This window comes from Actinomadura sp. GC306, from assembly GCF_004348665.1.
In the GTDB taxonomy this organism is placed as follows: domain Bacteria; phylum Actinomycetota; class Actinomycetes; order Streptosporangiales; family Streptosporangiaceae; genus Spirillospora.
Window position 1 is genome coordinate 1 of sequence record NZ_SMKM01000083.1, and the last position, 23,620, is coordinate 23,620.

The window sequence follows — 23,620 nt, forward strand, 5'->3', positions numbered from 1 at the left end:
GGGCCGCGGCGAGCCGTCGTCATGAGGGCCACGGGGGGCGACGGCTCGCCGCGGGTCCGGCGGGGTGTCGGATGGTCGGGCGTGCGGTCAGCCGGCGGTGCAGCTCACGGCCGGGGTGCCCGGCGCCGGGCCGTTCCCCTGGAACCCGAAGCTCGTCGATCCGCCTTCGGGGACGGCGCCGTTGTAGTTCGCGTTCACGGCACGGACGTCCGCGCCGCTCTGCGTGACGGTGGCGTTCCAGCCGTTGACGATCTGCTGGCCGCCGGTGAACGTCCAGCCCGCGGTCCAGCCGGACAGCGGCTCGTCCCCGGTGTTGGTCACGGTCACGGTCGCGGTGAAGCCGCTGTTCCAGGAGTTGTCGGTGCGCAGCGTCGCCGAGCACTGCCGCTCGTCACCGGGCGGGTCGGTCGGCGGGTCGGTCGGCGGGTCCGTCGGCTCGGTGGTGGCGCCCACGTCGACGGAGAACGCGTTGGTCCGCACGCCCTGCCCGCCCTGCCAGAGCTCGAACCCGGCCTCGACGTCGATCAGGTACCAGTCCTCCTCCACGGCGTCGCGGGCGATGGCGTCCCTGGTGAAGGCCCTCAGGTCCAGGTCGTCGACGGCCGAGGTGCCCGAGGTGCGGACGTAGGCGATGTAGCGCCAGTCCATCTGGGTCGTCCACACGTCCCAGGTCGCGCCGGAGATCGGCACGCCGGTCGCGACCCGCGTGCCCGCGGGCTGGACGGGGCCGTTGTAGTCCAGCCAGATCATCATCTCCGCGCCGTCCGGCGCCCCGGTCGTGGACGGGGTGGTGTTGTACCAGAGGTCGTACGCGGCGTTGTACGAGCCCGTGCCGGGCAGGGTCGTGCTCCAGTCGCTCGTGACGGCGGGCATGTCGCCGTCCACCTGCACGGGCAGTCCGCTGCCGGTGGTGCACTGGCCCCAGTGGCAGCCCTTGAACAGCGACGGGTAGGAGGCGGGGGCGCCGCTGGTGGAGTTGGAGTGGCCGGCCGAGTCGACCGTGAAGGACGTGCCGTCCACCGTGATGCACTGCGGCGTGTCCGCGCCCCAGATGTTGTTCTGGGCGACGTACTCGCCACCGGCGACGGAGACCGTGTCGGTGGCTCCGCAGAGCCGCGTCGCCGCGTCGGCGGGCGCGATGAGGGAGAACAGTGCGAGGGGGATCGCCGGCAGGGCGGCGGCGAGGGCCGTCCAGCCTTTCGGGCGCGCTTTCATGCGGGACCTCATTCGACGGTAGTGGGAGCGCTCCCAAAATCTCGGCGGCCGCCATGGCTGTCAAGGACGGGAACGGCGCCCCGCGGCCCCGGCGGCGATGACCAGCCGTCCGGCGTGAAAACTCGTGAAACGGCGGCCGGCGCGGTCAGGACAGGCCGAAGAACGCCGCGGGGCCGTGCCAGCAGACGGAGCGGAGCCAGTCGTCGCCGAGGTCGAGGGCGGCCAGCGCCTCCAGCTGGTGCGCGTACGCGTACGGGATGTTCGGGAAGTCGGTGCCGAGCAGGATGCGCCCCGCCAGGCCGAGGTCGCGCAGGCGCGGCAGCAGCGCGGCCGGGAAGGACCCCATGTCGCCGAACCTGGTGAAGGTCATCGTCGTGTCCAGGTGGACGCGGTCGTAGCGGTCGGCGAGGGCGAAGAAGCCGTCGAACTCCGGGGCGCCCAGGTGCGCGACGACCGTGGTGAGGCGCGGGTGCCGCGCGAGGACCTCCCCGAACGGCCCCGGGCCGGTGTAGCCGTTGGCGACCGGGCCCGATCCGGCGTGCACCAGGGCCGGGACGCCGGCGTCGGCGAGCGTCCCCCACACCGGGTCGAGCTCCTCGGCCCGCGGGTCGAACCCGCCGACCTGGAGGTGGACCTTGAAGATCCTGGCCCCGGCGTCCAGCGCGCGGACGACGTAGTCCTCGACTCCGGGCTCGGGGAAGAACGTCGCGGTCTGGACGCATTCGGGGACGCGGGCGGCGAACCCGGCGGCCCACTCGTTCAGCGACTCGGCCATGCCGGGGCGGTGCGGGTACAGCAGCGAGGTGAACGCGCGGACGCCGAGCCCGCGCAGGAACGCCAGCCGCTCCTCCTCCGAGTCCCGGTACCGGATGGGCCAGTCGGTGCCGATCAGCGGGCCGGCCTCGTCGAAGTACTCCCACACCGCGCTCATCAGCCGCTGCGGCATGAAGTGCACGTGGACGTCGACGATGCCGGGCAGGCCGAGCGCCCGCCAGAACGCCGGCACCCCGGCATCAGAACGAGGTTCGGTCACGTGCCGACCCTAGCCCGCGGTCAGGTGATCTCCGCCAGCAGGGCGGGGAGGGCGGCCCGCAGCTCGCGGCGCCAGTACGGCCAGGTGTGCGTGCCGCGGTAGAAGTGCGTCGACACCGGGAACCCGAGCTTGCGGAGCTTGCCCGCGAGCTCCAGCGACACGGTGCGGGCGAGTGCCTCCAGCACGTCCGGGCCCGTGCCGGGACGCGGGTCGAACGGGCCGGGGGTGCCGTCGCCGGCGCTGAGGTGGACGCGGACCCCGGCGAGCCGGTCGGCCAGGTCGTAGGGGTTGTGCTGCCGCCACACGACCCGCTGCTGGACGGGGTCGCCCCACACGTCCCGCCAGTCGTGGGCGGGCGCGCCGACCGCGACGCCCAGCTCCACGAGGTCGGCGACGTCCAGCCCGCACGGGTCGTGGTGCAGCGTGTGGACGGGCCCGCTGAACGAGGCCGCCGCCCGGAACAGGCCCCGGTGCCTGGCCGCGTACGCCAGCGCGCCGAGCCCGCCCATCGCGTTGCCGGCGACGGCCCGGTCCGGCCCGGCGCGGTACCCGCGTTCGAGGATCTGCCGCAGCTCCCGCAGATGGAACGTCTCCCATTTCGGTGCGCCGCCGTCCCCGCGGTTCCACCAGTCGGTGTAGCTGCCGCACGGCCCGGCGTCCGGCATGACGACGAGGACGTCGGCGTCCTCGGTCAGCTCCTCGATGTCGGTGTGGTCGGTCCAGGCGGTGTGGCCCGCCTGGTGCGGGCCCGCGCCGTGCAGCAGCCACAGCACCGGCCACCTGCGCGCCGCGTCCCGTGCCCAGGCGGGCGGCAGCAGCAGGCGGGCGTGGCCGGTGCCCGCGAGGACGGGGGAACGGATCGCGAGATCGAGCACCCGGCGGCGGGGCCGGCGCTCGCCGACCACCCGCGCGCCGTCGTCGGCGCGCGGGGACGAGCGGGCCGCGCCGCCGGCCGCGATGGTCGCCGTCAGCCCGGCGACCCCGAGGACGAAGCCCACTCCCGCAATGCCGCGCAGCCCCATGTTCACGCCCCGGTCGTCGAGTTGTGCACCTTCCCTAATGGTCCCCACCTGCGACCATGTTTCAACGGCGCGTTATCGGTTTATAAAATGTCGGGCCGCGGAGTCCGGTCCACGTTTCACTGCCGTCGAGGCGGGCGAGGAGGCACCGGTCGAGATGCGGAGCGCCGAGATGCGGAGCAAGGCCGAGCTGGAATCGGCGATCGCCGCCGGCGGACGCGCCGCCCTGGTGGTCAACTCGCGGTCGCGGCGGGGCCGCCGGCTGTACGGCAGGGCGCGCCGGATGCTGCGCGAGGCGGGGATCGAGTTCCCGCACGTCTTCCCGGTGACCGACCCGACCCGGCTGCCCGAGCTGTTCGCCGACGTCCTCGCGCTGGAGCCCGACCTGGTCGTCGTCGGCGGCGGGGACGGCACGGTCACCGAGGCCGTCGGGCATCTGGCGCACCGCGACATCGCGCTCGGGGTGCTGCCGCTCGGCACGACCAACAACTTCGCCCGCAGCCTCGAACTGCCGCTGGACCTGCCCGGCGCGATCCGGACGCTCGCCCTCGGCAGGCCGGGCGGCGGGAAGGTCGCCGACGTGGACGTCGGCTGGTTCGAGAGCACCGGCGACCCCCGGGGCGAGGGGCCGGGCGAGGAGCGCGAGCACATCTTCGCGAACATGGTGAGCCTCGGCCTGTCGGTGCACGTCGCCGACCGGGTCCCGCACGCGCTCAAGGGCGTCGTGGGCCGTCCCGCCTACGGGCTGACGGCGGCGGCGCTGCTCGCCACGCACCGGGCCTTCACCGCCCGCATCACGATCGGCGGCGAGACGACGGAGCTGACGACGCACCAGCTCAACATCGCCAACGGCGCGCACCAGAGCGGCCAGCCCATCGCCCGCGACGCCAGCCCCGACAACCGGCGGCTCGCGATCTACCGGCTGGGCGACGAGCGGCGGCTGCGGCTGGCCTCGGCGACGGCCCGGCACGTCCTCACCGGCCGGCGGCGGAGCCTGAGCGAGGACGCGTTCCTCACCACCGACGAGGTGGAGATCGAGACCGACCCGCCGCTGCGGGTGGAGGTGGACGGCGAGGTCCGCGGCCGCACTCCCGTGTCGATCCGGCTGCGCGGCAACGCGCTGCGCGTCGTCGTCCCGCGGTCGTTCGTCGACACCTGATCACGGCGGCGGCCGGTCGCGGGGGGCCGCTACCCCACCGCGTAGGCGAACAGCAGGCCCAGCCAGACCCAGCCGACGATGATCGTCGCGCGCTGCACGAGCCCCGCGTACGCGGAGTCCCGCTCCCATGCCGACCCGAACGCGAGGAAGCCGGCGGCCAGGGCCGCGGCCGTCAGGCCGGAGTACCACTTCCACCCCGCGTCGGAGGCGCCGAACGCCGCCATGAGGGCCGCGACCGGCAGTGCGCCGAAGACGGCCGTGCCTGCCCAGTCGTGGAGGTTGTGGCGCGCCGACACCTCATCGGGCGTCCCGTCGGGCGTTCCCGGCGGGTAGCCCCGCATGGCGTCCATCGGGAACACCCCGGAGGCCACGAGGGCGGCGCCGAAGACCCCGACCGCGATCGCCGGGCCCGCGCCCAGCGGTTCCGTGAGCGCCGCGGCGCCCGCCGTGATCAGCAGGCCGCACAGGATGAAGTTCGCCGTCTGGACCCAGCCCCGCGAACCGTGCGCCAGGGCGCTGACCGCATGCCGGACGGGCCGGTACCCCGGGCGGGTCCACCCGTCCAGGAGGAACGTCGCGACGAAGAGCCAGGCGCCGGCAGCGCCGGCCCACGACAGCACCGTCATCGACACGGTCGTGATGCTCCCAGACGGACGGCGCGCGCACCACTCCGGCCCTTCCGCCGAATATCCCGCAGAACCGCGAGCGCGACGTCTGTTCAGTGACCTCATGGTCACCTACGCTCTGGGCAGGACCGCAACAGAATGAGGTTCGGACGCCATGGCGCACAGTGCGGTGATCATCGGAAGCGGGTTCGGCGGGATCGGCATGGCGATCCGGCTGGGGATGGCCGGGATCCACGACGTAGTGATCCTGGAGAAGGCGAGCGACCTCGGCGGCACCTGGCGGGACAACACCTATCCCGGCGCCGCCTGCGACGTCCCCTCCCTGCTGTACTCGTACTCCTTCGAGCGGAAGACGGACTGGTCGCGGCGCTTCCCGCCGCAGGCGGAGATCCTCGACTACCTGCGGCACTGCGCCCGCGAGTACGGGGTGCTGGACAAGATCAGGTTCGGGACCGAGGTGACCGAGGCCCGGTTCGACGAGGAGCACGCCGTCTGGCGGATCTCCACGACGGCCGGCGAGCTGGAGGCGCGGGTGCTGGTGTCCGGATGCGGGCAGCTCAACCGGCCCGCCCTGCCGGACATCGAGGGGCGCGACTCGTTCACCGGGACGAGCATCCACTCCGCCCGCTGGGACCACGGCGCCGACCTGCGCGGCAAGCGGATCGCGGTGGTCGGGACGGGCGCGAGCGCGATCCAGATCGTCCCCGAGATCGCCGAGGAGGCGGCGGAGCTGCGGCTGTTCCAGCGGTCCGCGCCGTACGTGGTGGACAAGCCGGACCGGGAGTACCGGCGGTGGGAGCAGGCCGCCCTGGCGAAGGTGCCGGGGCTGTACGCGCTGAGCCGCGCCCGCATCTACGCGCTGTTCGAGTCGCGCGCGCTCGGGTTCATCAAGTACCCGAAGCTGATGTCGACGCTGAAGTGGCAGTTCCGCAAGACGCTGGAGGAGGGGATCGACGATCCCGCCCTGCGCCGGAAGCTCATCCCGGACTACCCGGTGGGCTGCAAGCGCATCCTGCTCTCCGGCGACTACTACCCGGCGCTCGCGCGGCCGCACGTCGACGTGGTCACCGACCCGATCGAGGCGATCACCCCGTCCGGGATCAGGACCGCCGGAGGCGAATACGAGGCCGACGTCATCGTGTACGCCACCGGTTTCCAGACCAGCGACTTCCTCGCCCCGATGAAGGTCGTCGGGCGGGACGGCCGGGAGCTGAACGAGGCGTGGCGCGACGGCGCGACGGCGCACCTCGGCATCACGGTCAGCGGCTTCCCCAACCTGTTCCTCCTGTACGGCCCGTACACCAACCTCGGGCACAACTCGATCATCTACATGCTGGAGTCGCAGTTCGCGTACGTGCTCGGCTGTGTGGAGGCGCTGCGCCGGCACGGGCTCGACTGGATCGACGTCCGGCCGGACGTGCAGGACGCGTTCACCCGGGACATGCGGGAGCGGATGCGCTCGACCGTGTGGGAGACGGGCTGCGAGAGCTGGTACAAGACCGCCGACGGCAAGGTCGTCAACAACTGGCCGGGGTTCACCTTCGCCTACCGGCGCGCCACCCGGCGCCCCGACCCGCGGCACTTCCGGGCGCGGGCGGCCGCCCGGTAGCCGCGGGCGCGTCCCCGCCGGCCCGCGGCCGGCACCGGCTTCGGCATAGGCTCGGGCCATGCCGACCGCCTTCATCACCGGCGCCACCGCGGGGATCGGTGCCGCCTTCGCCCGCCGGCTCGCCGCCGACGGCTTCGACCTCGTCCTGCTGGCCCGCGACACCGCGCGGCTGGAGCGGACCGCCGCCGAGCTGCACGAGACCTACGCCGTCCGCACCGAGCCGCTGACCGCCGACCTGTCCACCGAGGAGGGCCTGGAAGCCGCGGAGGAGCGCGTCCGCGGGGACATCGGCCTCCTGGTGAACAACGCCGGGTTCGCCAACAAGGGCAAGTTCCTCGACGTCCCGGTGTCGGACGAGCTGACGATGCTCAAGGTGCACTGCGAGGCCGTCCTGCGGCTCACCCACGCCGTCCTGCCGGGGATGCTGGAGCGCGGGCGGGGCGGCGTCATCAACGTCTCGTCGGTGTCGGCGTTCGCGACCCGCGGCACCTACGGGGCGTCGAAGGCGTGGGCGGTGAGCTTCAGCGAGGGCGTCGCCGCCGACATCCGGGCGCGCTCGGGGGGCGGGGTCCGGGTGATGGCGCTCTGCCCCGGCTTCGTGCACACCGAGTTCCACGAGCGCGCCCAGATGGACATGTCGGACGTCCCGGACTTCATGTGGCTGGACAAGGACGACGTCGTCGACGCCGCGCTGCGCGATCTGCGGCGCGGGGTCCCGGTGAGCATCCCGAGCCCGCAGTACAAGGCGATCGTGGGCGCCACCCGGCTCCTCCCCCGCGGCCTGCTCGCCCGGATGTCCTCCAACACGGGCCGTAAATACAAGTGATCTTGCGGTCAAGGCCCCCGGGCTTGTCCCGGACGGTGTGACAGGGCAGGCTGGCAGGAGGTCGATTCGGTTTGGCGCGCGAACGACACCCGTCCAGCCTTGCCCGTCTGTCGAGAGGTTCTGCCCCCGATGGGTCCCGACCTGGGTTACGCCGCCCTTGCGCTGCTCGCCACGACCATCTACTACATCGCGTTCCTCGTCTTCCGGATCTCCGCGCGCCGCATGGAGCCGCTGCGCGGCAGCCGCCCGTTCCGCGTCGCGCGGCTGATGCTCACCGACCCGATCTGGCTCGGCGGGGGGCTCCTGCTCTTCCTCGGCCTCGGCTACGAGGTCGTCGCCTTCTCCCGGGTGCCGCTGCCCGTCGCGCAGCCGATCTTCGCGGCCGGCCTGGTGCTGCTCGTCTGGTTCGCGGTGCGCTTCCTCGGCGAGCGGCTGAGCCGGCGGGAGTGGGCCAGCGTCGCGCTGTTCGTCCTCGCCACGGTCCTCATCGGCCTCTCGGCCACCTCCGGGGGCGAGGTGCGGGCCGAGCACACGCTGGTCGGAACGCTCAAGAGCCCGTGGACGATGATGGCGATCTGCGCCCCGGCCCTGGTCATCGCCACGCTCGTGTGGCTCGTCGGGGACCGCCGCGCGGGCGGCCGGCACGCCCGCAAGCTCGCCGGGGTCGCCTACGGCCTCGGCGCCGGCGCCTGCGCCGGGCTCGCGGAGGCCGGCATCCGCGGCATCTCCATCGTGTACATGGACACCGGGAGCGTCCAGGCGGTGCTGGAGTCCTTCTACCCGTACCTGACGATCGGGGCCGCCGCGATCGCGCTCGGGCAGCTGCAGGTCGCCCTGCAGCGCTGCCGCATCGCGATCATCGCGGTCGTGCTGACCGTCATCGGCCGGACGTACCTGATCCTCGGCAGCACCGTCCTGTTCGGCGAGGACTGGCCGAGCGAGCCCGTGCCGTTCCTGCTGCGCACCGGCGGGTTCGCGCTGGCGCTCACCGCGCTGATCATGTTCCCCCGGCACGAGGACCCCGGCCCGCCCGACCCGCGGCCCGCCGGAGGCGACCGGTACCTGCCGACCGTCCGCTGAACCGGGCGGCCCGGGGCGGACGGCCATCGTGCGGGTGGAACGTTCTGCTCCGGGCCGGCGGATACACTCCCCTGCGTGTCCGAGCCTAAGTTCGAAGTCCAGATGCTCCACGACCGCGTCATGATCAAGACCGAGAAGGACGGCGGTGAGCGCCGCAGCACCGGCGGGATCGTCATCCCGGCGACGGTGGAGCAGGCCAACCGCCTGGTCTGGGGCGAGGTCTGCGGGGTCGGCCACCACGTGCGCGTCGTCAAGCCCGGCGACCGGGTCCTGTACCACCCGGGCGACCAGTTCGAGGTCGAGATCCAGGGCGAGAACTACCTCGTCATGCGCGAGCGGGACCTGCACGCCATCGCCAGCGAGCGGCCCGAGCACGGCACCGGCCTCTACCTGTGAGCCGCGGCGGGGCGCGGCCCGTCAGACGGTGATCGCGGCGGTGGAGCCGGCGCGCTCCTTGGTGACGCGCAGCTGCGCGGGGATGCGGGCGCGCAGCTCGGCGACGTGGCTGACGACGCCGACCGCGCGGCCGCCGTCGCGCAGGCCGTCGAGGACGTCCATGACCTCGTCGAGCGTCTCCTCGTCGAGGGTGCCGAAGCCCTCGTCGACGAACAGCGTCCCGATCTCGGTGCCGCCCGCCTCGGCGGTGACGACGTCGGCGAGGCCGAGCGCCAGCGACAGCGAGGTGATGAACGACTCGCCGCCCGACAGCGTCACCGGGTCGCGTTCGAGGCCCGTCCAGGCGTCGGCGATCCGCAGCCCGAGACCGCCCGCGCCCCTCGTGCGGTCGCCCGCCGCCTTCTCCGTCGTGTGGACGAGGGCGTAGCGGCCGCCGGACATGCGGGAGAGCCGCTCGTTGGCGGCGTCGACGACCTGCCTCAGCCGGGCGGCCAGCACGTACGCCGACAGCGACATGTCGTGCCGGTTCGCGGGGTGCTTGCCGGACGTCAGTCCCGCGAGCCGCTCGGCGACCTCGTGCCGCTCGGCCGCGGGACGCCAGGCGCCGACGGCCTCGCCGAGCCGCCCGCGCAGGTCGGCGAGGCGGTCGCAGCGGTACCGGGCGCGGTCGGCGGCGCTCACGGCCCCGGTGTGCGCCGCGTCCGCCGCGGCGAGCGCGGCTTCGAGGGCCGGCAGGTCGGGGGCGGGCTCGGCGGCGGCCTGCACCAGCGCGGGGTCCTTGAGCAGGTCGCGGACGGCGGCCTCCTCGTCGTCCAGGCGGCGGATCCTGTCGCGCAGGGCGCCCTGGTCCTCGTCGGACATGCCGGCCTCGACGACCTCGTCCGGGGTGCGGAACCCCTCCGCCTCGGCGGCGGCCTTCGCGCTCGCGCGGGCCGCGGCCAGCTCCTCGGCGGCGCGGCCGGACGCGCGCAGCGCCTCGATGGTCTCGGCGAGCGCGTCCGCCTCGCGACCGAGGCGGCCGATGCGCGCTTCGAGCGTCGCGTCCTCGCCGCGCGCCTCGTCCAGCTCGGTCGACAGCCTGGCCTGCTCGGCGGCCAGCTCCGCGTCGCGGGCGCGGTTGCCGGTGCGGCCGTTGGAGACCGCCTCGCGCTCCTCGCGGGCCTGTTCGAGCTCCTGCCCGGCCTTGTGGAGGGCCTCCTCCAGCCGCTCGGCCTCCGCCGCGCGGGCGTTCGCGGCCCGCAGCGCCAGCTCGGCCTCTTCGAGTTCCGCGGCGATGGCGTCGGCGTCGGTCTCCCCGGCGATCTCCAGCTGGTGGTCGCGGTCGGAGCGCAGCGCCTCCACTGCGTTGGAAGCCTGCTCCCGGTCTTCCTGGGCGGCGTCGGCCTCGGCCTGCGCCTGCTCCACCTCGTCTTCGCCCGGGATCTCGGCGGACGATGCGCTGGGGGCGGGGTGCTCGGTCGAGCCGCAGACGCGGCACGGCTCGCCGTCGCGCAGTTCCCCCGCGAGGACGGACGCCATTCCGTCCAGCCGCGCCTGCCGCAGGTCAAGGACGCGCTGCCGGGCCGCCTGGGCCGTGTCGACCGCCGTGCGGTGCGCCGCCTCCGCCTCGGCGAGGCGCTGCACCACCTGGTCGCGCCGGTGCGCCGCGCCGAGGCGGCGCGTCGCGTCCTGGACCGCGGCCTCGGCTCCGGGACGGCCCGCCGCCGCGATGTTGGCCTCGTCCAGCTCGGCGCGGCGGGCGGCCACGACGGCGGGCAGCTCGGCGAGGGCCGCGGCGATCCGCGCCTCCTCGGGCTCCAGCCGGGCCAGCTCGCGGGCCAGCTCGGCGCGCTCGGCCGCGATCCGCCGGAGCCTCGCCTCCTGGCCCCGCATGCTCTCCAGGGTCGCGACCTCGTCGCGGCGGGCCCGCTCGGCCTTGGTGAGGACGTCCTCGGAGGCGTTCGGCGGCAGGAGGGCCCCGACGCCGGCGCGCATCTCGTCGGCCCAGCGGCGCGCCCGCTGTGCCTCCGCGTTCCGCGCCTTGACCGCGTCGACCAGCGCGATGACCCGGCCGGCGCGTTCGGCGGCGTAGAGCCGCGACGCCATGCGCGACTTCTCCTCGGCCCGCGCGCCGAGGGCGTCGCGGCGCGCGAGCGCATCGGCGTGCCGGCGCTGCCGGTCGGCGAGCGCCCTGGCGTCGTCGAACGCCGTGCGGGCCGCGGCGAGCGCCGCCGCGGCCTCCTGCCGCAGGTCATCGGTGACTTCGCGGACGTCCGCGTGCCCGGCGGCGAGCTCGGCCGCCCACCCGGGCAGCGCCCCGACCCCGGCGGACGCCTCGGCGGCGGGCTCGGCCCGGCGCGGCGCCGGGACCGCCGGGCGGTCGCCGCCCGGCGCGGACGCGCCCGTCGTCTCGGCGATGCGGCCGGCGATCGAGGACGCCGCCGCGGCCCGTTCGTCGGCCTCGCGCCCGGCGGCGGCCCGCCGGTCGGCGAGCCACTTCTCGACCTGGGTGAACACCTCCGTCGCGAACAGCCGCTCCAGCACCTTGCGGCGCTCGTCGGCCCCGGCCCGCAGGAACCCGGCGAACTCGCCCTGCGGCAGCATCGCGACCTGGCAGAACTGGACGGCGGTCATCCCCAGCAGCCCGGAGATCAGATCGCCCGCCTCGTCGAGCCGCGTGCTGTGCCCCACCCACGCGCCGTCTTCGAGCTCCTCCAGGATGACCTTGGCGTGCTCGGTGGTCGTCCCGGTGCCGCGCAGCTTGGGCCGCTCCCAGGCGGGCGACCGGGTGATGCGCAGGCGGCGGCCGCGGATCGTCGTCTCCAGCACCACGGACGGGCCCGTCCCGGGCGCCGCGTGGTCGCTGCGCAGCCCCTTCACGGCGTTGCGCACCCCGGGGACCTGCCCGTACAGCGCGAAGCACACCGCGTCGAGGATGCTGGTCTTGCCGGCGCCCGTGCGGCCCTGGATCAGGAAAAGCCCGGCGTCCGACAGCGCGTCGAAGTCGATCTCCTCGGTGCCGGAGAAGGGGCCGAACGCCGTGATGCGCAGCCGGTGCAGCCTCACGCGAGGGCCTCCTTGCGGCGGCAGTGCTCGAACGCCTCGTCCAGCAGGGCGCGCTCGGCCGCGGTCGCGGGGCCGTCTGTGACCTCGGCGACGAAGTCGCCCGCGATGTCGGGTGCGGACCGCTCGCGGACGCGCTCGGACCAGGTGCGGGCGTCGGCCGCACCGCCGCCCTCCGGCTCGAAGCCGAGGACGAGCGCGTGCGGGAACCGGCGGCGCAGCCGCTCCATCGCGGCGGACGGGCGGCTCTGGTCGGTCAGCGTGATCTGGAGCCAGTGGTCTTCGACCGCCTCGTGCGAGGCGTCGGTGAGCAGGTCGTCGATGCGCCCTCTGAGGCGGGCCAGGCGGCGCGGGACGGGCGCCTCCACGAACTCGGCCGCGACCTCGCCGCCGCGCAGGTCGACCAGCCAGGAGCCCTTGACGTGGGCGGCCTCGGAGAACGAGTACGCCAGCGGCGAGCCCGAGTAGCGGACGCGGCCGGTGACGTCCCACGCGCCGTGCAGGTGGCCGAGCGCGGCGTAGGCGGCGCCCTCGAACACCGCCGCCGCGACCTGCGACGACCCGCCGACCGAGATGTCGCGTTCGCTCTCGCTGGCCGCGCCGCCCGTCACGAACGCGTGCGCCAGCACGACCGGCTGCTCCGCGCGGCCCGCGGCGTCGGCCCGGATGCGGCGCATCGCCTCGGTGAGCGCGGCGGCGTGGCTGCGCTCGTCCAGCTCCCAGGGGTGGCGGACGAGTTCGGGCTCCAGGTAGGGGATGCCGTAGACCGCGGCGTCCCCGATCACGACGGGCTCCCCGACCCGGGCGAAGTCGGTGCGGATGTGGACGCCCGCGTCGTCCATCAGCTCGGACCCGAACCCGAGGCGCCGCGCCGAGTCGTGGTTGCCCGCGATGAGCACCACCCGGGTCAGCGCGGCGAGCCGCCGCAGCGCCTCGTCGCACAGCCGGACGGCGTCGACCGGGGGCAGCGCCCGGTCGTAGACGTCCCCGGAGATCAGCACACAGTCGACCCGTTCCGCGGCGACGGTCGCGACGAGGTCGTCGATGAACGCCGCCTGCGCGGCCAGCAGGTCCTCGCGGTGGAACGATCTGCCGAGATGCCAGTCGGAGGTGTGCAGGAATCGCATGTCGCAGCAACCATAGGCACCCCCTCCGACACATCCCGCGCAGAAACGCCGTGTCACCCCAAACGATCTCCGCCGGCCGCGCCGTCCCGGCCGCCGGCGCTCCCGTAGGGTTGCGGGGTGAGTGATCGTCCGTACGTGCTGCTGAGCTGCGCGATGTCCGCAGACGGCTACATCGACGACGCGACGCCGGAGCGGCTGCGGCTGTCCAGCGCCGCGGACTTCGACCGGGTCGACGCGGTCCGCGCCGGCTGCGACGCCATCCTCGTCGGCGCCGGGACCGTCCGGGCCGACGACCCGAAGCTGCTGATCCGCTCCGAGGCGCGGCGCGCCAAGCGGGTCGCGCGGGGGCTGCCGGCCGACCTGACCAAGGTGACGCTGACGTGGAGCGGCGACCTCGACCCCGGCGCACGGTTCTTCACCACAGGTGACGCGCCGAAGCTGGTGTACGCGCCGTCCGCCGCGGCCGGGGAGCTGGCGCCGCGGCTCGACGGCCTGGCCGAGGTCGTGGACGCGGGCGACCCCCTCGCGCTGTCCCGGGTGCTCGGCGATCTCGCCGCGCGGGGCGTCCGGCGGCTCATGGTCGAGGGCGGCGGCGGGGTGCACACGCTGTTCCTGACCGCGGACGCGGTGGACGAGGTGCAGCTCGTCGTCGCGCCGTTCTTCATCGGCGACCCGTCGGCGCCGCGCTTCGTCCGGTCGGGGGTGTTCCCGCAGTCGCCGGAGCGCCCGATGCGGCTGGCGGAGGCCACCCGCATCGGCGACCTCGCGCTGCTGCGCTACCTGATCGGGGGCGCGCGTGGGTGACCCGGACCGCGGCTGGCTGGAACTGGCCTGCGACCTCGCGCGGCTGTGCCCGCCGTCGGCCACCGCGTTCTCCGTGGGGGCGGTCGTCGTCGGCGCGGACGGCCGGGAGGTCGCGCGCGGCTTCTCCCGGGAGGGCGACCCGCACGACCACGCCGAGGAGGCCGCGCTCGCCAAGGCGGCCGGCGACCCGGCCGCCGACCTGGCCGGCGCGACCGTCTACAGCTCCCTCGAACCGTGCGGGCACCGGGCGTCCCGGCCGCGCACGTGCGCCGAGCTGATCGTCGCGTCCGGCGCGCGGCGCGTCGTGTTCGCCTGGCGGGAGCCGGCCCTGTTCACCGAGGGCCGCGGCGCGGAGATCCTCACGGCGGCGGGCGTCACGCTGACCGAGATCCCGGAGCTGGCCCCGCGCGCGCAGGAGCCCAACACCCACCTGCTCTAGCCGTGCACGGCCGCACAGGACTCCGGGTGAGACGCGAGTCTCATCGGTCTTCCGCCGGGCGCCCGGGCGTGCGATGCTGTGCCCCAAGCAAGCACTCGGTCAGGAGGCACGGCAGCATGCGTGAGCACGATCGGCTGTTCATCGGTGGCGAGTGGGCCGCACCGGCCGGCACCGGCACGATCGACGTCATCTCCCCGCACACCGAGGAGGTCCTCGGCCGGGTGCCGGAGGGCACCGAGGCCGACATCGACGCGGCGGTCGCCGCCGCGCGGCGCGCCTTCGACGAGGGCCCCTGGCCCCGGATGACGCCCGCGGAGCGCGCCGAGATCGTCGGGCGGCTGTCGGCCATCTACGCCGAGCGGCAGCAGGAGATGGCCGACCTCGTCACCGCCGAGATGGGCTCGCCGATCATGTTCTCGGTGTTCGGCCAGGCCGCCATCCCGCAGATGGTGCTGCAGTACTACGTGGACCTCGCCGCCACCTACACCTGGGAAGAGGAGCGGCAGGGCATGCTCGGCCCGGTCACCGTGACCCAGGAGCCGGCCGGCGTCGTCGCCGCGATCGTCCCGTGGAACGTCCCGCAGTTCACGCTGATGCTCAAGCTCGCCCCGGCCCTCATCGCCGGCTGCACGGTGGTGGCCAAGCCGTCCCCCGAGACGCCGCTGGACACCTACCTCCTGGCCGAGTGGATCAAGGAGGCGGGCATCCCGGCCGGCGTCGTCAACATCGTCCCGGCCGGGCGCGAGGTCGGTGCGCACCTCGTCGCGCACCCGGACGTCGACAAGGTCTCCTTCACCGGCTCCACCGCCGCCGGACGCAAGATCGGCGCGGTCTGCGGCGAGCAGCTCAAGCGCGTCACCCTGGAGCTCGGCGGCAAGTCCGCCGCGATCATCCTGGACGACGCCGACCTCGCCGCCACCATCGAGGGCTTCAAGCTGGCGGCCCTGATGAACAACGGCCAGGCGTGCGCCGCGCAGACCCGCATCCTCGCGTCCCGCCGCCGCTACGACGAGGTGGCCGACGCCCTCGCCGCCATGGTCGGCGGCCTCGCCGTCGGCGACCCCGCCGACTACGGCACCGAGATCGGCCCGCTCGTCGCCAAACGGCAGCAGGAGCGGGTGGAGAACTACATCCGCGTCGGGCAGGACGAGGGCGCCAAGCTGATCACCGGCGGCCTGAACCGCCCGCACGACCGCGGCTGGTACGTCGCCCCGACCGTGTTCGGCGACGTCACCAACGACATGCGCATCGCCCGCGAGGAGATCTTCGGCCCGGTCCTCGCCCTCATCCCCTACGAGGACGAGGCGGACGCCGTCCGCATCGCCAACGACAGCGAGTACGGCCTCGGCGGCTCGGTCTGGACCGCCGACGTCGACCACGGCGTCGAGGTGGCCCGCCGCATCCGCACCGGCAGCTGCGGCGTCAACATGTACACCCTCGACCCGAACACCCCGTTCGGCGGCTACAAGAGCAGCGGCCTGGGCCGCGAGCTGGGCCCCGAGGGCCTGCACGCCTACCTGGAGCACAAGTCGATCCCGCACCCGGCGGCCGAATAATCACCTGAAAGCGGGATCTTCGATCCGGCAGGATGGCGTGCCATGCGCGCCGACGAGCTTCTGTCCGAGATCGAACCGCTGCCGTTCAAGGCCCGCTGCCGCAGGCTCGCGGACCTGCGCGGCCTGGTCGGCGACCCCGCCCTCGCGGCCCTGCTGGACGAGCTGTCCCGGCGCGGCCACTACGAGCGGTCGGTGGCGCTGTTCATCGCGGCGGCCGTCCGGGACGCGGCGTCGGTGGCGCACCTGGTGCGCGCGGCGGGCGATCCGGACGCCGGCCTCGCCTGCCGGGCGATCCGGCAGGCGGTCCGGCACGGCGCCGGCCCGGAGGCGTTCCTCCCCGGGCTGGACGACGCGCCCGCGGCGGTGCGCGCGGCCCTGTACGACGCCGTCCGCAAGCACCGGCGCCGCGACCTGGCCGACGCGCTCATCGGGCGGGTCGCGGAGCGGTGGGGCGAGCACGAGGCGGCGGCGCTGCTGCCCGCCTGCGGCGCGTCCGTCGTGGCAGAGCGCCTCGGCGCGCTCGACCACGCCGTCCGGAACTGGGCGGCGCTGGGCCGCGCCCACCCGGACGCCGTGCTCGGCCACGCCGAACGCCGCCTCGCCGAGCTACCGGAGGCGGCACGGAACGGCTGGTGGTTCCGGCACGGGCCCGGTGTCGCGGCGGCGCTGCCGCACGACCCGCGCCGGGTCGTCGCGCTGCTGGAGCGGTACTGCGCCGCCCGGCCGCTGCCCCAGGCGCTGGACCCCGCGGCCGGTGCGCTGCTGGCGGCCGAGCCGGACCGCATGCTCGCCCTGCTGCTGACCGAGGCGCACCGGCTCGACCTGCACCGCCTGCTGGACCGCAGGTCCGTCCGGGAGCGGCTCGCCCGCTTCGGGGACGGCGACCTGGCCGCCGTCGCACGCGCCGTCCGCACGGACACGGGCGCGCTGCGGCGGCTGCTGAGCGCGTTCCCGCCGAGCCGCCGGGAGGCGGTGTTCGAGGCGGCGATGCGCGGGGTGGACCGCGGCGCCGCCGAACTCGGCGACACCCTGCTGGACGTCCTGCCGCGCGCCCTGCGGTACCGGGAGGCGCGGCGCATGATGGGCCTGCGCAAGGTCGCCGAGTCGCCGTCGCGGACGTGGGCGGTGGCGGCGTTCCTGCCGTACGACGAGGCCGTGCCGGTGCTCGGCGAGCTGACCCGCCGCCCCGTCTCCAGTGAGCGCGCCACCGGCTACATCCACCTCATCCGGTGCGCGGGACGCTCCGGCGACCCGGCGGTGCTCGGCACGCTCCTGGAATCGCTCACGCGACTGCGCAACGAGCAGGACCCCGTCCGGGTCAGTGCGCTGGCCGCGCTGTCGTCCGTCCCGGACGGCCTGCTGCGCGCCGGGCACACGGCGGCGATCGCGCGGCTCGCCGAGGACGCCCTGCACGCCCGCGACACGTCCCACCAGACCCGCCGCTACCTCGGCCAGATCGCCGCGGCGCTGTGCCGCCAGGGCGCCGTGCGCGACGACGCGGACCTCCTCCTCGCCGGGCTGGAGCTGGTCGGCCGGATCGCCGCCGGCACCGGGTCGCTCGCCGTCGGCCGCTTCGACCGGGTGCTGCGGCGCGGGCAGGAGCACCGGCTCGCCGCGACGCTGGCGCCGCACCTGGCGGCGGGCGCCCGCCGCGACGACCACCGGCTCGCGCTGCTGGCCGTCCGCGCGCTGGACCGCCGCGCCCACCACGTCCCGGTGCTGCAGGACGCCCTGGAGGCGGCCCTCGACGCGCGCGACGACGGCGTCCTCACCCAGGCGATCACACTGTGGCTCGCCGCGCCCGGGACGCGCGCCGAGCGCGCCGGGCGGGTCGTGGCCCGCGACCCGTCGGCGGTCGCCGTCCCGGCGGTGCTGGCGGCGATCGCCCGCGAGCGCACCGACCTGCTGGACCTCGTCCTCGCCGGGCCCACCCGGGCCGGGCGCTTCCGGCGGCCCGACGTGACCTACGTGCCGCGCATCGTCCCGGCCTGGGCGGCGCGCTGGACGGCCCGGCAGCGCGACGCCTACCGCGCCCTGCTCGAACGGGTCGCGGCGGACGGCGAGGCGCCCGCCACCCGCCGGGCGGAGGCCGTCGCGGCCCTCGCGCGGATCCCCGGGACGGAGGCGTCCCGGCTGCGCCCCTACTTCGACTCCCCCGACCCGCACCTCCGGCGGACCGCGCTCACCGCCCTCCCGTGGACCGCGTCCCCGCAGGAGGTCCTGCCCGAGCTGCTCGCCCGCGCCGAGTCGGACGACGCGCACGTCGCCGCCTACGCCGCCGCCCGCGCGGCGCGGTTCATCCCGCCGTCCGCGCTGTCGGCGATGCTGCGGCCCGTGCTGGCCGGCGGCAAGATCACCGCGCGGAAGGAGGCCGCGCGGATCCTGCTCCGCAACCGGGTGCCGGACGCCCTGGACGTCCTCGCGGCCGCCTGGGACGACCCCGGCCAGCACCGGGACGTGCGGGCCGCGATCGCCTCCGCCGTCCGCGCCCGCCTGGACGAGCCGGCCGCGCAGCGCATCCTGGCCGAGGCCGCGGACGGGCCGCGCGACCTCGCCCGGCAGGTGATCGGCACCCCGCCGATGGACGTCGAGGAGCGGTTCCGGAGCCGCTACGCCGCGCTGGTGCTGCGCGTCGCGCGCTCCGCCGACCCGGAGGCCCGCGCCGCGGCGCTGCCCGCCGTCGCCGCCTGGGCGCCGTGGGCGCCGGAGGCTCCCGCGCTGCTCGCCGGCCTGGTCACCGACCTCGGCGAGACCGACGCGTGGGAGGGCGCGCTGTACTCGCTCGTCCGCTGCGCCGCGACCGGCGGCGGAGCCGCCGAGCTCGGCGCGGCCGCCGCCGCGCTGGCCGCCGCCCCGGACGCGCCCCACGCCGAGCCCGAACGCGACCTGCCGGCGTTCCAGCGGCTGAGCGCGCTGACCGAGGCGGTGCGGGACGCCGCCGGCCGGCACCGGACGCTCGGGGAGCACGCCGTCCGGGCGGTGGCGGGCCGCCTGCCCGAGCCGTTCGCGGCCGAACTGGAGGCCGCGACCGTCCGCTGGGACGCGCCCGGGGCCGCCGGTGTCATCGACGCGCTGGCCGCGCGGTGCGCGGGACTCGGCTCCCTGGCCCTCCTGGAGATCGCGGACGCCCTCGCCACCGGGCCGGTCGAGTACCCCGCACCGACCCGGCCCGCCCCGGAGAAGGCGCACCCCCACGCGGTCCGGCTCGCGGCGCGCGGCGACCTCGCCGGCGGCCTGTTCGCCTGCGCGCTCGCCGAGCGGCACGGAGACCGCGCGGGCTGGCCCGCGCAGTGGCGCGATCTGCTGCGCGGCCTGCGCGCCCACGCCCACCCCGACGTCGTGTACCGGGCGCGGCGGATCCACACCGCGACCGAGTGAGCGCCCGCTGACCGCCGCCCCGCGGGCGGCGGTCAGCGGGCGGCCGTCAGCGGGCGGCGGTGCGGTCGAGGGCGAACCGGCGCTGGAACGCGACCGCGACCGCCATCAGCGCGGCGGGCACGATCGTGACGCCGATGAGCAGCGCCAGCATCGCCGAGTCCGACTGCGCGATGGCCCGCCCCTCGGTCGTGGAGACGAAGCCGCCCGCGGCGAGCACCGCCGAGTACACGTAGGGGCCGATCGCGGTGCCGGTCGCCTCGGTCGCCGTCCACACCCCGGTGTAGGCGCCGGCGCGGGCCGTCCCGCGGGCCTCGGCTGCGGCCACGATGTCGGGGATCAGGGAGAACGCGAACAGCTGGAGGCCGGCGAACGCGCAGCCCAGCACGACGATCACCGCGAGGGTCGGCGCCACGCCCATCGCCTCGCCCGGCCACAGCGCGAGCGACCCCGCGACGAAGACGCCCTGGCAGATCAGCAGGCAGCGCTGCTTGCCCGCCCGCTCCGACACCTTCTTCCAGACGGGCCCGGCGATCGCCGCGGGGACGAGGAACGAGCCCATGAACACCGCGGTCAGCCGCTCGTCGTCGAAGGTGTACTCGGTGTAGAACGGCACCGCCGCGAGGAAGATGTGCGTGGTGATGCCGGTGAACAGGTACGACAGCGTCAGGGCGCGGAAGTCGCGGTCCCGCCACGTGATGCGCAGGTCGTCGAGGACGGAGTGCGCGTGGCCGCCGTCCGGGACCCGGAAGCCGGTGTGGTCGGCGAGCCGCCGGATGAACACGATCGCGAGGACGCCGGTGACCACGAGGGCGCCGGCGAGCAGCACCGACATCCGGGCGTAGTCGCCGCGGCCGCCCGACGCGACCAGCGCCGGGGCCGCGACGCCCGCGCCGAGCAGGCCGACCGTCAGCAGCAGCATCCGGTACATGAACACGCGGGTGCGCTCGTGGTACCCGATCTTCAGGTCGGACGGCGTCGTCAGGTACGGCACCTGGAAGCACGCGTACAGGACGTTGCCGAGGATGTAGAAGCCGCCGACCCACAGCGCCGCCGACCAGCCGGACAGCCCGGCCGGCACCGAGAAAAGCCCGATCCAGGCGAACGCCAGCAGCAGCCCCCAGCGCAGCATGCGGCGCCGGTGCCCGTCGCGGCGCGCCTGCCGGTCCGACACCGAGCCGAACCACGGGTGCACGATCGCGTCCAGGACCTTCGGCAGCAGCAGGGTCAGGCCGGCCAGGAACGGGGACACGCCGAGCGTGTGCGTCATGAAGTAGAGCAGCAGCAGCCCGGGGACGGTGACCCACACGCCCATCCCGAGCGAGCCGGCGGAGTAGCCGACGAGATCGCGGGCGCGGGGCCGCGCCGCCGAATCCGGCTGCGACTTGTTCTGCGTGGTGCTCATGCTCGGCCAGTGTGGCGGCGGACGGCTCCGGCCGCCAGTGCCGCGCCCTTGAACGCCCCCGAGCGGACCCGGCCGGCGAACGTCCGCGCCACGATCCGGTCGGTCAGCGCGGGCACGTGCCGGGCGAGGAAGAACTCGACGGCGCCGCGGCGGGTCGTCGGCACGTCCCGGCGGGGCCGGCGCGACAGCGCGGCGCGCAGCACCGCGTCCACCACGCCGTCGAGGGGCTCGTACTTGCTCATGCCCTCCAGCGAGAGCCCCGCCGCCGCGGTCGAATCGTGGATGGGGCTCCGCACGGCGGACGGGTACACGCAGGTCACGCCGACATGGGTGCCGAGTTCCATGCGGAGTGCGTCCGCATAGGCGACGAGGGCTCGTTTGGACGCGCCGTAGGCCGCGGCCAGCGGGAGCTGCATGACGGCCATCCGGGAGGACAGCATGACGACCCGGCCGCGCGACTCCACGAGGGCGTCCACGCACGCGGCGGTCACCCGCCAGGTGCCGAGGAGGTTGACGTCGAGCTGGCGGCGCACCTCCTCGCCGGGCGGCAGCTCGGCCGGCGCGGGGCCGCCGATCCCGGCGTTGTTGACGAGCACGTCGAGCCCGCCCAGCCTCTCGATCGCCGCCGCCACCGCCGCCGGGACGGCCGCGTCGTCGGTGAGGTCGCAGGCGATGACCTCGACGGGGTCGTCGGGGCGCGGCGCCGCGTCCAGGCCGACGACGCGGGCGCCGAGACCGGTCAGCCGGGCGCTGATCGCCCGGCCGAACGTCCCCGACGCGCCGGTGACCAGGACCCGCAGGCCGCGCGGGTCGCGCTCGCCCGGCGGCCGCCGCTCGCCGGCCCGGTGCCGGCCGGCCGTGCCTTCCCGGTCCGCATCGCTCATGTGGGTGGTCTCCTCACGGTCCATGGGGGTGAAGGGGCGGGCGCCGCGGGCGAGCCTGTCCCGGCCGGCCCTGGCCTCCCGGGGCAGGTCGGCGACGTACCGGTCGAAGTCGACGCGCATCATGGGGCGCCGGTCGCCCCACCGGGCCCGCGCGGCGCGCAGGTCGCGGGCGACGGCGCGCCGCCGCTCCGGCGCGGGCGGCAGCGCGTACCGGCCGGAGAGGTACGCCGCGGCCAGCTTCGCCTGCGCCTCCACGATGGGCAGCGCCGCGCCCGTGGACTGCATCAGGCCGACGAACGCCAGGCTCGGCTCGTCCAGGTGGAAGACCCGCTTGTACAGCGGCAGCCGCTCGGGGTCGTCGCCCACCAGCGCGGGCGGCAGGAACGGCAGGCCGACCCGGTAGCCCGTGGCCCACACGATCACGTCCACGGGGTCGGCGGTGCCGTCGGCGAACACGACCTTCTCCCCGTCCATGCGCTCGATGCCGGGCCGCGCCTCGACCTCGCCGTGGGTCAGCCGGTGCAGGATCGTGTCGCTGATCGTCGGGTGGTTCTGGAAGAGGCCGCCGGCCGGTGCGGGCAGCCCGTAGTCCTGCGGGTTCCCCACCGCCAGCCGCAGCATCGTCTCGGCGACGCGCTGGCGCAGCCGCCACGGCAGCACCGCGAGCGCGCCGCCCGTGGCGTCCGCCGGCCGGCCGAACAGGTATTTCGGGACGATGTGGACGCCGCGCCGCGCCGACAGCAGGACGGGCCCGTGCGCCACATGGGAGGCGTCCACGGCGATGTCCATGGCCGAGTTCCCCATGCCCACGACGAGCACCCGCCGGTCGCGGAAGACCTCGGGGGTCCGGTAGTCGTGGGCGTGGAGCTGCATCCCGGTGAACGCGCCCGGGTAGGCGGGGTCGGGCCAGCGCGGATCCCAGTTGTGCCCGTTGGCGACGACGACCGCGTCGAAGCGGGCGGCGTCGCCGTCGCCGGTCGTGACGACCCACTCGGCCCCGTCCCGTTCGACGGAGACGACCTCGGTGCCGAACCGGATGTGCGGGACGACACCGAACCGCTCCGCGTACCCGGCGAGGTACTCCGCGACCAGGTCGGCGGACGGGTAGTCCGGCCACGACCGGGGCATCGGCAGGTCGGCGAACTCGGTGCGCCCCTTGCTGGTGTTGGTGTGCAGCGACGCGTACGCGGGCGACAGGCCGCTGGCGTTGTCGCGCGCCCACAGCCCGCCCGGGCGGTCGCCCTTCTCGTACAGCACGACCTCCACGCCCGCGTCGAGCATCGCCTTGCCCGCGGCAAGGCCGGCCGCGCCGGCACCGATCACGGCGACACGGCAGGTCATGCGCCACTCCCTCAAGGTCAATTGTGGTGGGATCCAACCCTAGTCGGGAGTTCCCGCACGTAAACATGGACGGAGCCACGCATTTGGCGGTCCTGCTTGTGGTCCCCCACAATCGGTTGCGTGAACGCTGACACCGACTGGACCCCGGTCATCGACCTCATCGAGCGGGTCACCGCCGAGAAGGACCTGCTGCCGTCCGTCGTCGCCGGAGTGTCGTCGATGGTCCGGGAGGTGTCGGTGCTGCCGCCCGCCGACATCGCCGGGCACACCCGCGCGCTGCTCGCCGCCGCGACCCGCGCGATCGCGGCCCGGCGCGGCCCCACCGAGGCGGAGCTGTCGTTCGTGGCCGAGCTCGGCGTCACCCGGGCACGGCAGGGCGTGCCCATCGAGGCGGTGCTGAGCGCCATCCACGTCGCCGAGCGCGCCATCTGGGCCCGCGCCCGCGAGGTCGCCGCCGCCGAGGGCATCGGCGCGGGCCTCCTCCTCGACGCGCGGGAGCTGTACGACGACTGGGCGGAGGCCGTCCGCTCCCGCCTGCTCAAAGCGCACCGCGAGGCGCAGGCGAGCGGCGAGCCGGGCCCCGGCGAACGCGACGCGGCCACCCTCCGCCGCCTCCTCGACGGCGGCTCAGCCGCCGCCCTGGCCGCCGCCGAGGCGGGCCTCCCGCCCAACACCCCCCTATGG

17 protein-coding genes and 1 pseudogene are annotated in these 23,620 nt (G+C 75.2%); 10 read left to right on the forward strand and 8 right to left on the reverse strand.

What is annotated here, in order from left to right; translation table 11 throughout:
- Positions 1-87: 87 nt before the first annotated feature.
- The 3 genes from E1200_RS35210 to E1200_RS14435 form a co-directional block, all read right to left on the reverse strand.
- The gene (locus E1200_RS35210) at positions 88-1,215 is read right to left on the reverse strand and encodes a cellulose binding domain-containing protein (protein ID WP_165950312.1); all 1,128 of its coding nucleotides are present in this window, start codon (positions 1,213-1,215) and stop codon (positions 88-90) included.
- 145 nt (positions 1,216-1,360) lie between these two features.
- Positions 1,361-2,248 (reverse strand): amidohydrolase family protein, encoded by an 888-nt coding sequence (locus tag E1200_RS14430; RefSeq protein WP_131952472.1) that lies wholly within the window; start codon positions 2,246-2,248, stop codon positions 1,361-1,363.
- A gap of 20 nt (positions 2,249-2,268) precedes the next feature.
- Complete coding sequence (locus E1200_RS14435; protein WP_243708558.1) at positions 2,269-3,318, reverse strand: alpha/beta hydrolase family protein; 1,050 nt, start codon at positions 3,316-3,318, stop codon at positions 2,269-2,271.
- Positions 3,319-3,424: 106 nt separating this feature from the next.
- Between E1200_RS14435 and E1200_RS14440 the strand changes: the two genes are divergently transcribed.
- Entirely contained in the window at positions 3,425-4,426 is a 1,002-nt protein-coding gene (locus E1200_RS14440; RefSeq protein WP_243708559.1) for a diacylglycerol kinase family protein, read from the forward strand.
- A gap of 29 nt (positions 4,427-4,455) precedes the next feature.
- Here the strand turns inward: E1200_RS14440 and E1200_RS14445 are convergent, their stop codons facing one another.
- Complete coding sequence (locus E1200_RS14445) at positions 4,456-5,052, reverse strand: DUF998 domain-containing protein (protein WP_131952487.1); 597 nt, start codon at positions 5,050-5,052, stop codon at positions 4,456-4,458.
- Between the two features lie 154 nt (positions 5,053-5,206).
- On the opposite strand from E1200_RS14445, the gene E1200_RS14450 reads away from it, so the two are divergent.
- The 4 genes from E1200_RS14450 (at position 5,207) to E1200_RS14465 (ending at position 8,963) form a co-directional block, all read left to right on the forward strand.
- Positions 5,207-6,661, forward strand: coding sequence for an NAD(P)/FAD-dependent oxidoreductase (locus E1200_RS14450; RefSeq protein WP_131952473.1), 1,455 nt, complete (start codon positions 5,207-5,209; stop codon positions 6,659-6,661).
- Positions 6,662-6,719: 58 nt separating this feature from the next.
- Complete coding sequence (locus E1200_RS14455; protein WP_131952474.1) at positions 6,720-7,487, forward strand: SDR family oxidoreductase; 768 nt, start codon at positions 6,720-6,722, stop codon at positions 7,485-7,487.
- A gap of 129 nt (positions 7,488-7,616) precedes the next feature.
- A complete protein-coding gene (locus tag E1200_RS14460) occupies positions 7,617-8,567 on the forward strand; it encodes a DMT family transporter (protein ID WP_131952475.1) in 951 nt (316 codons plus the stop codon).
- Positions 8,568-8,642: 75 nt separating this feature from the next.
- The gene (locus E1200_RS14465) at positions 8,643-8,963 is read left to right on the forward strand and encodes a co-chaperone GroES (RefSeq protein ID WP_131952476.1); all 321 of its coding nucleotides are present in this window, start codon (positions 8,643-8,645) and stop codon (positions 8,961-8,963) included.
- Between the two features lie 21 nt (positions 8,964-8,984).
- On the opposite strand, the gene E1200_RS14470 is transcribed toward E1200_RS14465, so the two are convergent.
- Both E1200_RS14470 and E1200_RS14475 read right to left on the reverse strand, forming a co-directional pair.
- Entirely contained in the window at positions 8,985-12,008 is a 3,024-nt protein-coding gene (locus E1200_RS14470) for an SMC family ATPase (RefSeq protein WP_131952477.1), read from the reverse strand.
- Positions 12,005-13,132, reverse strand: a complete 1,128-nt coding sequence (locus E1200_RS14475) for an exonuclease SbcCD subunit D (protein WP_131952478.1) — start codon at positions 13,130-13,132, stop codon at positions 12,005-12,007. The genes E1200_RS14470 and E1200_RS14475 overlap by 4 nt, the downstream gene beginning before the upstream one ends.
- Positions 13,133-13,249: 117 nt before the next feature.
- Between E1200_RS14475 and E1200_RS14480 the strand changes: the two genes are divergently transcribed.
- The 4 genes from E1200_RS14480 (at position 13,250) to E1200_RS14495 (ending at position 19,309) form a co-directional block, all read left to right on the forward strand.
- Complete coding sequence (locus tag E1200_RS14480) at positions 13,250-13,936, forward strand: dihydrofolate reductase family protein (RefSeq protein ID WP_131952479.1); 687 nt, start codon at positions 13,250-13,252, stop codon at positions 13,934-13,936.
- Complete coding sequence (locus E1200_RS14485; protein ID WP_131952480.1) at positions 13,929-14,375, forward strand: deaminase; 447 nt, start codon at positions 13,929-13,931, stop codon at positions 14,373-14,375. The genes E1200_RS14480 and E1200_RS14485 overlap by 8 nt, the downstream gene beginning before the upstream one ends.
- 116 nt (positions 14,376-14,491) lie before the next feature.
- Positions 14,492-15,931 carry an aldehyde dehydrogenase gene (locus E1200_RS14490; protein ID WP_131952481.1) on the forward strand — a complete coding sequence of 480 codons (1,440 nt, stop codon included), beginning with the start codon at positions 14,492-14,494 and terminating at the stop codon, positions 15,929-15,931.
- Positions 15,932-15,973: 42 nt separating this feature from the next.
- Positions 15,974-19,309, forward strand: coding sequence for a hypothetical protein (locus E1200_RS14495; protein WP_131952482.1), 3,336 nt, complete (start codon positions 15,974-15,976; stop codon positions 19,307-19,309).
- A gap of 46 nt (positions 19,310-19,355) precedes the next feature.
- On the opposite strand, the gene E1200_RS14500 is transcribed toward E1200_RS14495, so the two are convergent.
- Both E1200_RS14500 and E1200_RS34810 read right to left on the reverse strand, forming a co-directional pair.
- Entirely contained in the window at positions 19,356-20,711 is a 1,356-nt protein-coding gene (locus tag E1200_RS14500; RefSeq protein ID WP_131952483.1) for an MFS transporter, read from the reverse strand.
- Positions 20,708-22,936 carry an SDR family NAD(P)-dependent oxidoreductase gene (locus tag E1200_RS34810; protein WP_131952484.1) on the reverse strand — a complete coding sequence of 743 codons (2,229 nt, stop codon included), beginning with the start codon at positions 22,934-22,936 and terminating at the stop codon, positions 20,708-20,710. The genes E1200_RS14500 and E1200_RS34810 overlap by 4 nt, the downstream gene beginning before the upstream one ends.
- Positions 22,937-23,056: 120 nt before the next feature.
- Between E1200_RS34810 and E1200_RS14510 the strand changes: the two are divergent.
- A pseudogene (locus tag E1200_RS14510) lies at positions 23,057-23,620 on the forward strand (PucR family transcriptional regulator); the annotation flags it as partial.

Bases quoted from the DNA above. Each gene is read 5' to 3' on its own strand.
- E1200_RS34810 (WP_131952484.1), bottom strand. From the start codon at position 22,936: ATGACCTGCCGTGTCGCCGTGATCGGTGCCGGCGCGGCCGGCCTTGCC.
- E1200_RS14445 (WP_131952487.1), bottom strand. From the start codon at position 5,052: ATGACGGTGCTGTCGTGGGCCGGCGCTGCCGGCGCCTGGCTCTTCGTC.
- E1200_RS35210 (WP_165950312.1), bottom strand. From the start codon at position 1,215: ATGAAAGCGCGCCCGAAAGGCTGGACGGCCCTCGCCGCCGCCCTGCCG.
- E1200_RS14500 (WP_131952483.1), bottom strand. From the start codon at position 20,711: ATGAGCACCACGCAGAACAAGTCGCAGCCGGATTCGGCGGCGCGGCCC.
- E1200_RS14450 (WP_131952473.1), top strand. From the start codon at position 5,207: ATGGCGCACAGTGCGGTGATCATCGGAAGCGGGTTCGGCGGGATCGGC.
- E1200_RS14460 (WP_131952475.1), top strand. From the start codon at position 7,617: ATGGGTCCCGACCTGGGTTACGCCGCCCTTGCGCTGCTCGCCACGACC.
- E1200_RS14440 (WP_243708559.1), top strand. From the start codon at position 3,425: ATGCGGAGCGCCGAGATGCGGAGCAAGGCCGAGCTGGAATCGGCGATC.
- E1200_RS14455 (WP_131952474.1), top strand. From the start codon at position 6,720: ATGCCGACCGCCTTCATCACCGGCGCCACCGCGGGGATCGGTGCCGCC.
- E1200_RS14475 (WP_131952478.1), bottom strand. From the start codon at position 13,132: ATGCGATTCCTGCACACCTCCGACTGGCATCTCGGCAGATCGTTCCAC.
- E1200_RS14490 (WP_131952481.1), top strand. From the start codon at position 14,492: ATGCGTGAGCACGATCGGCTGTTCATCGGTGGCGAGTGGGCCGCACCG.
- E1200_RS14495 (WP_131952482.1), top strand. From the start codon at position 15,974: ATGCGCGCCGACGAGCTTCTGTCCGAGATCGAACCGCTGCCGTTCAAG.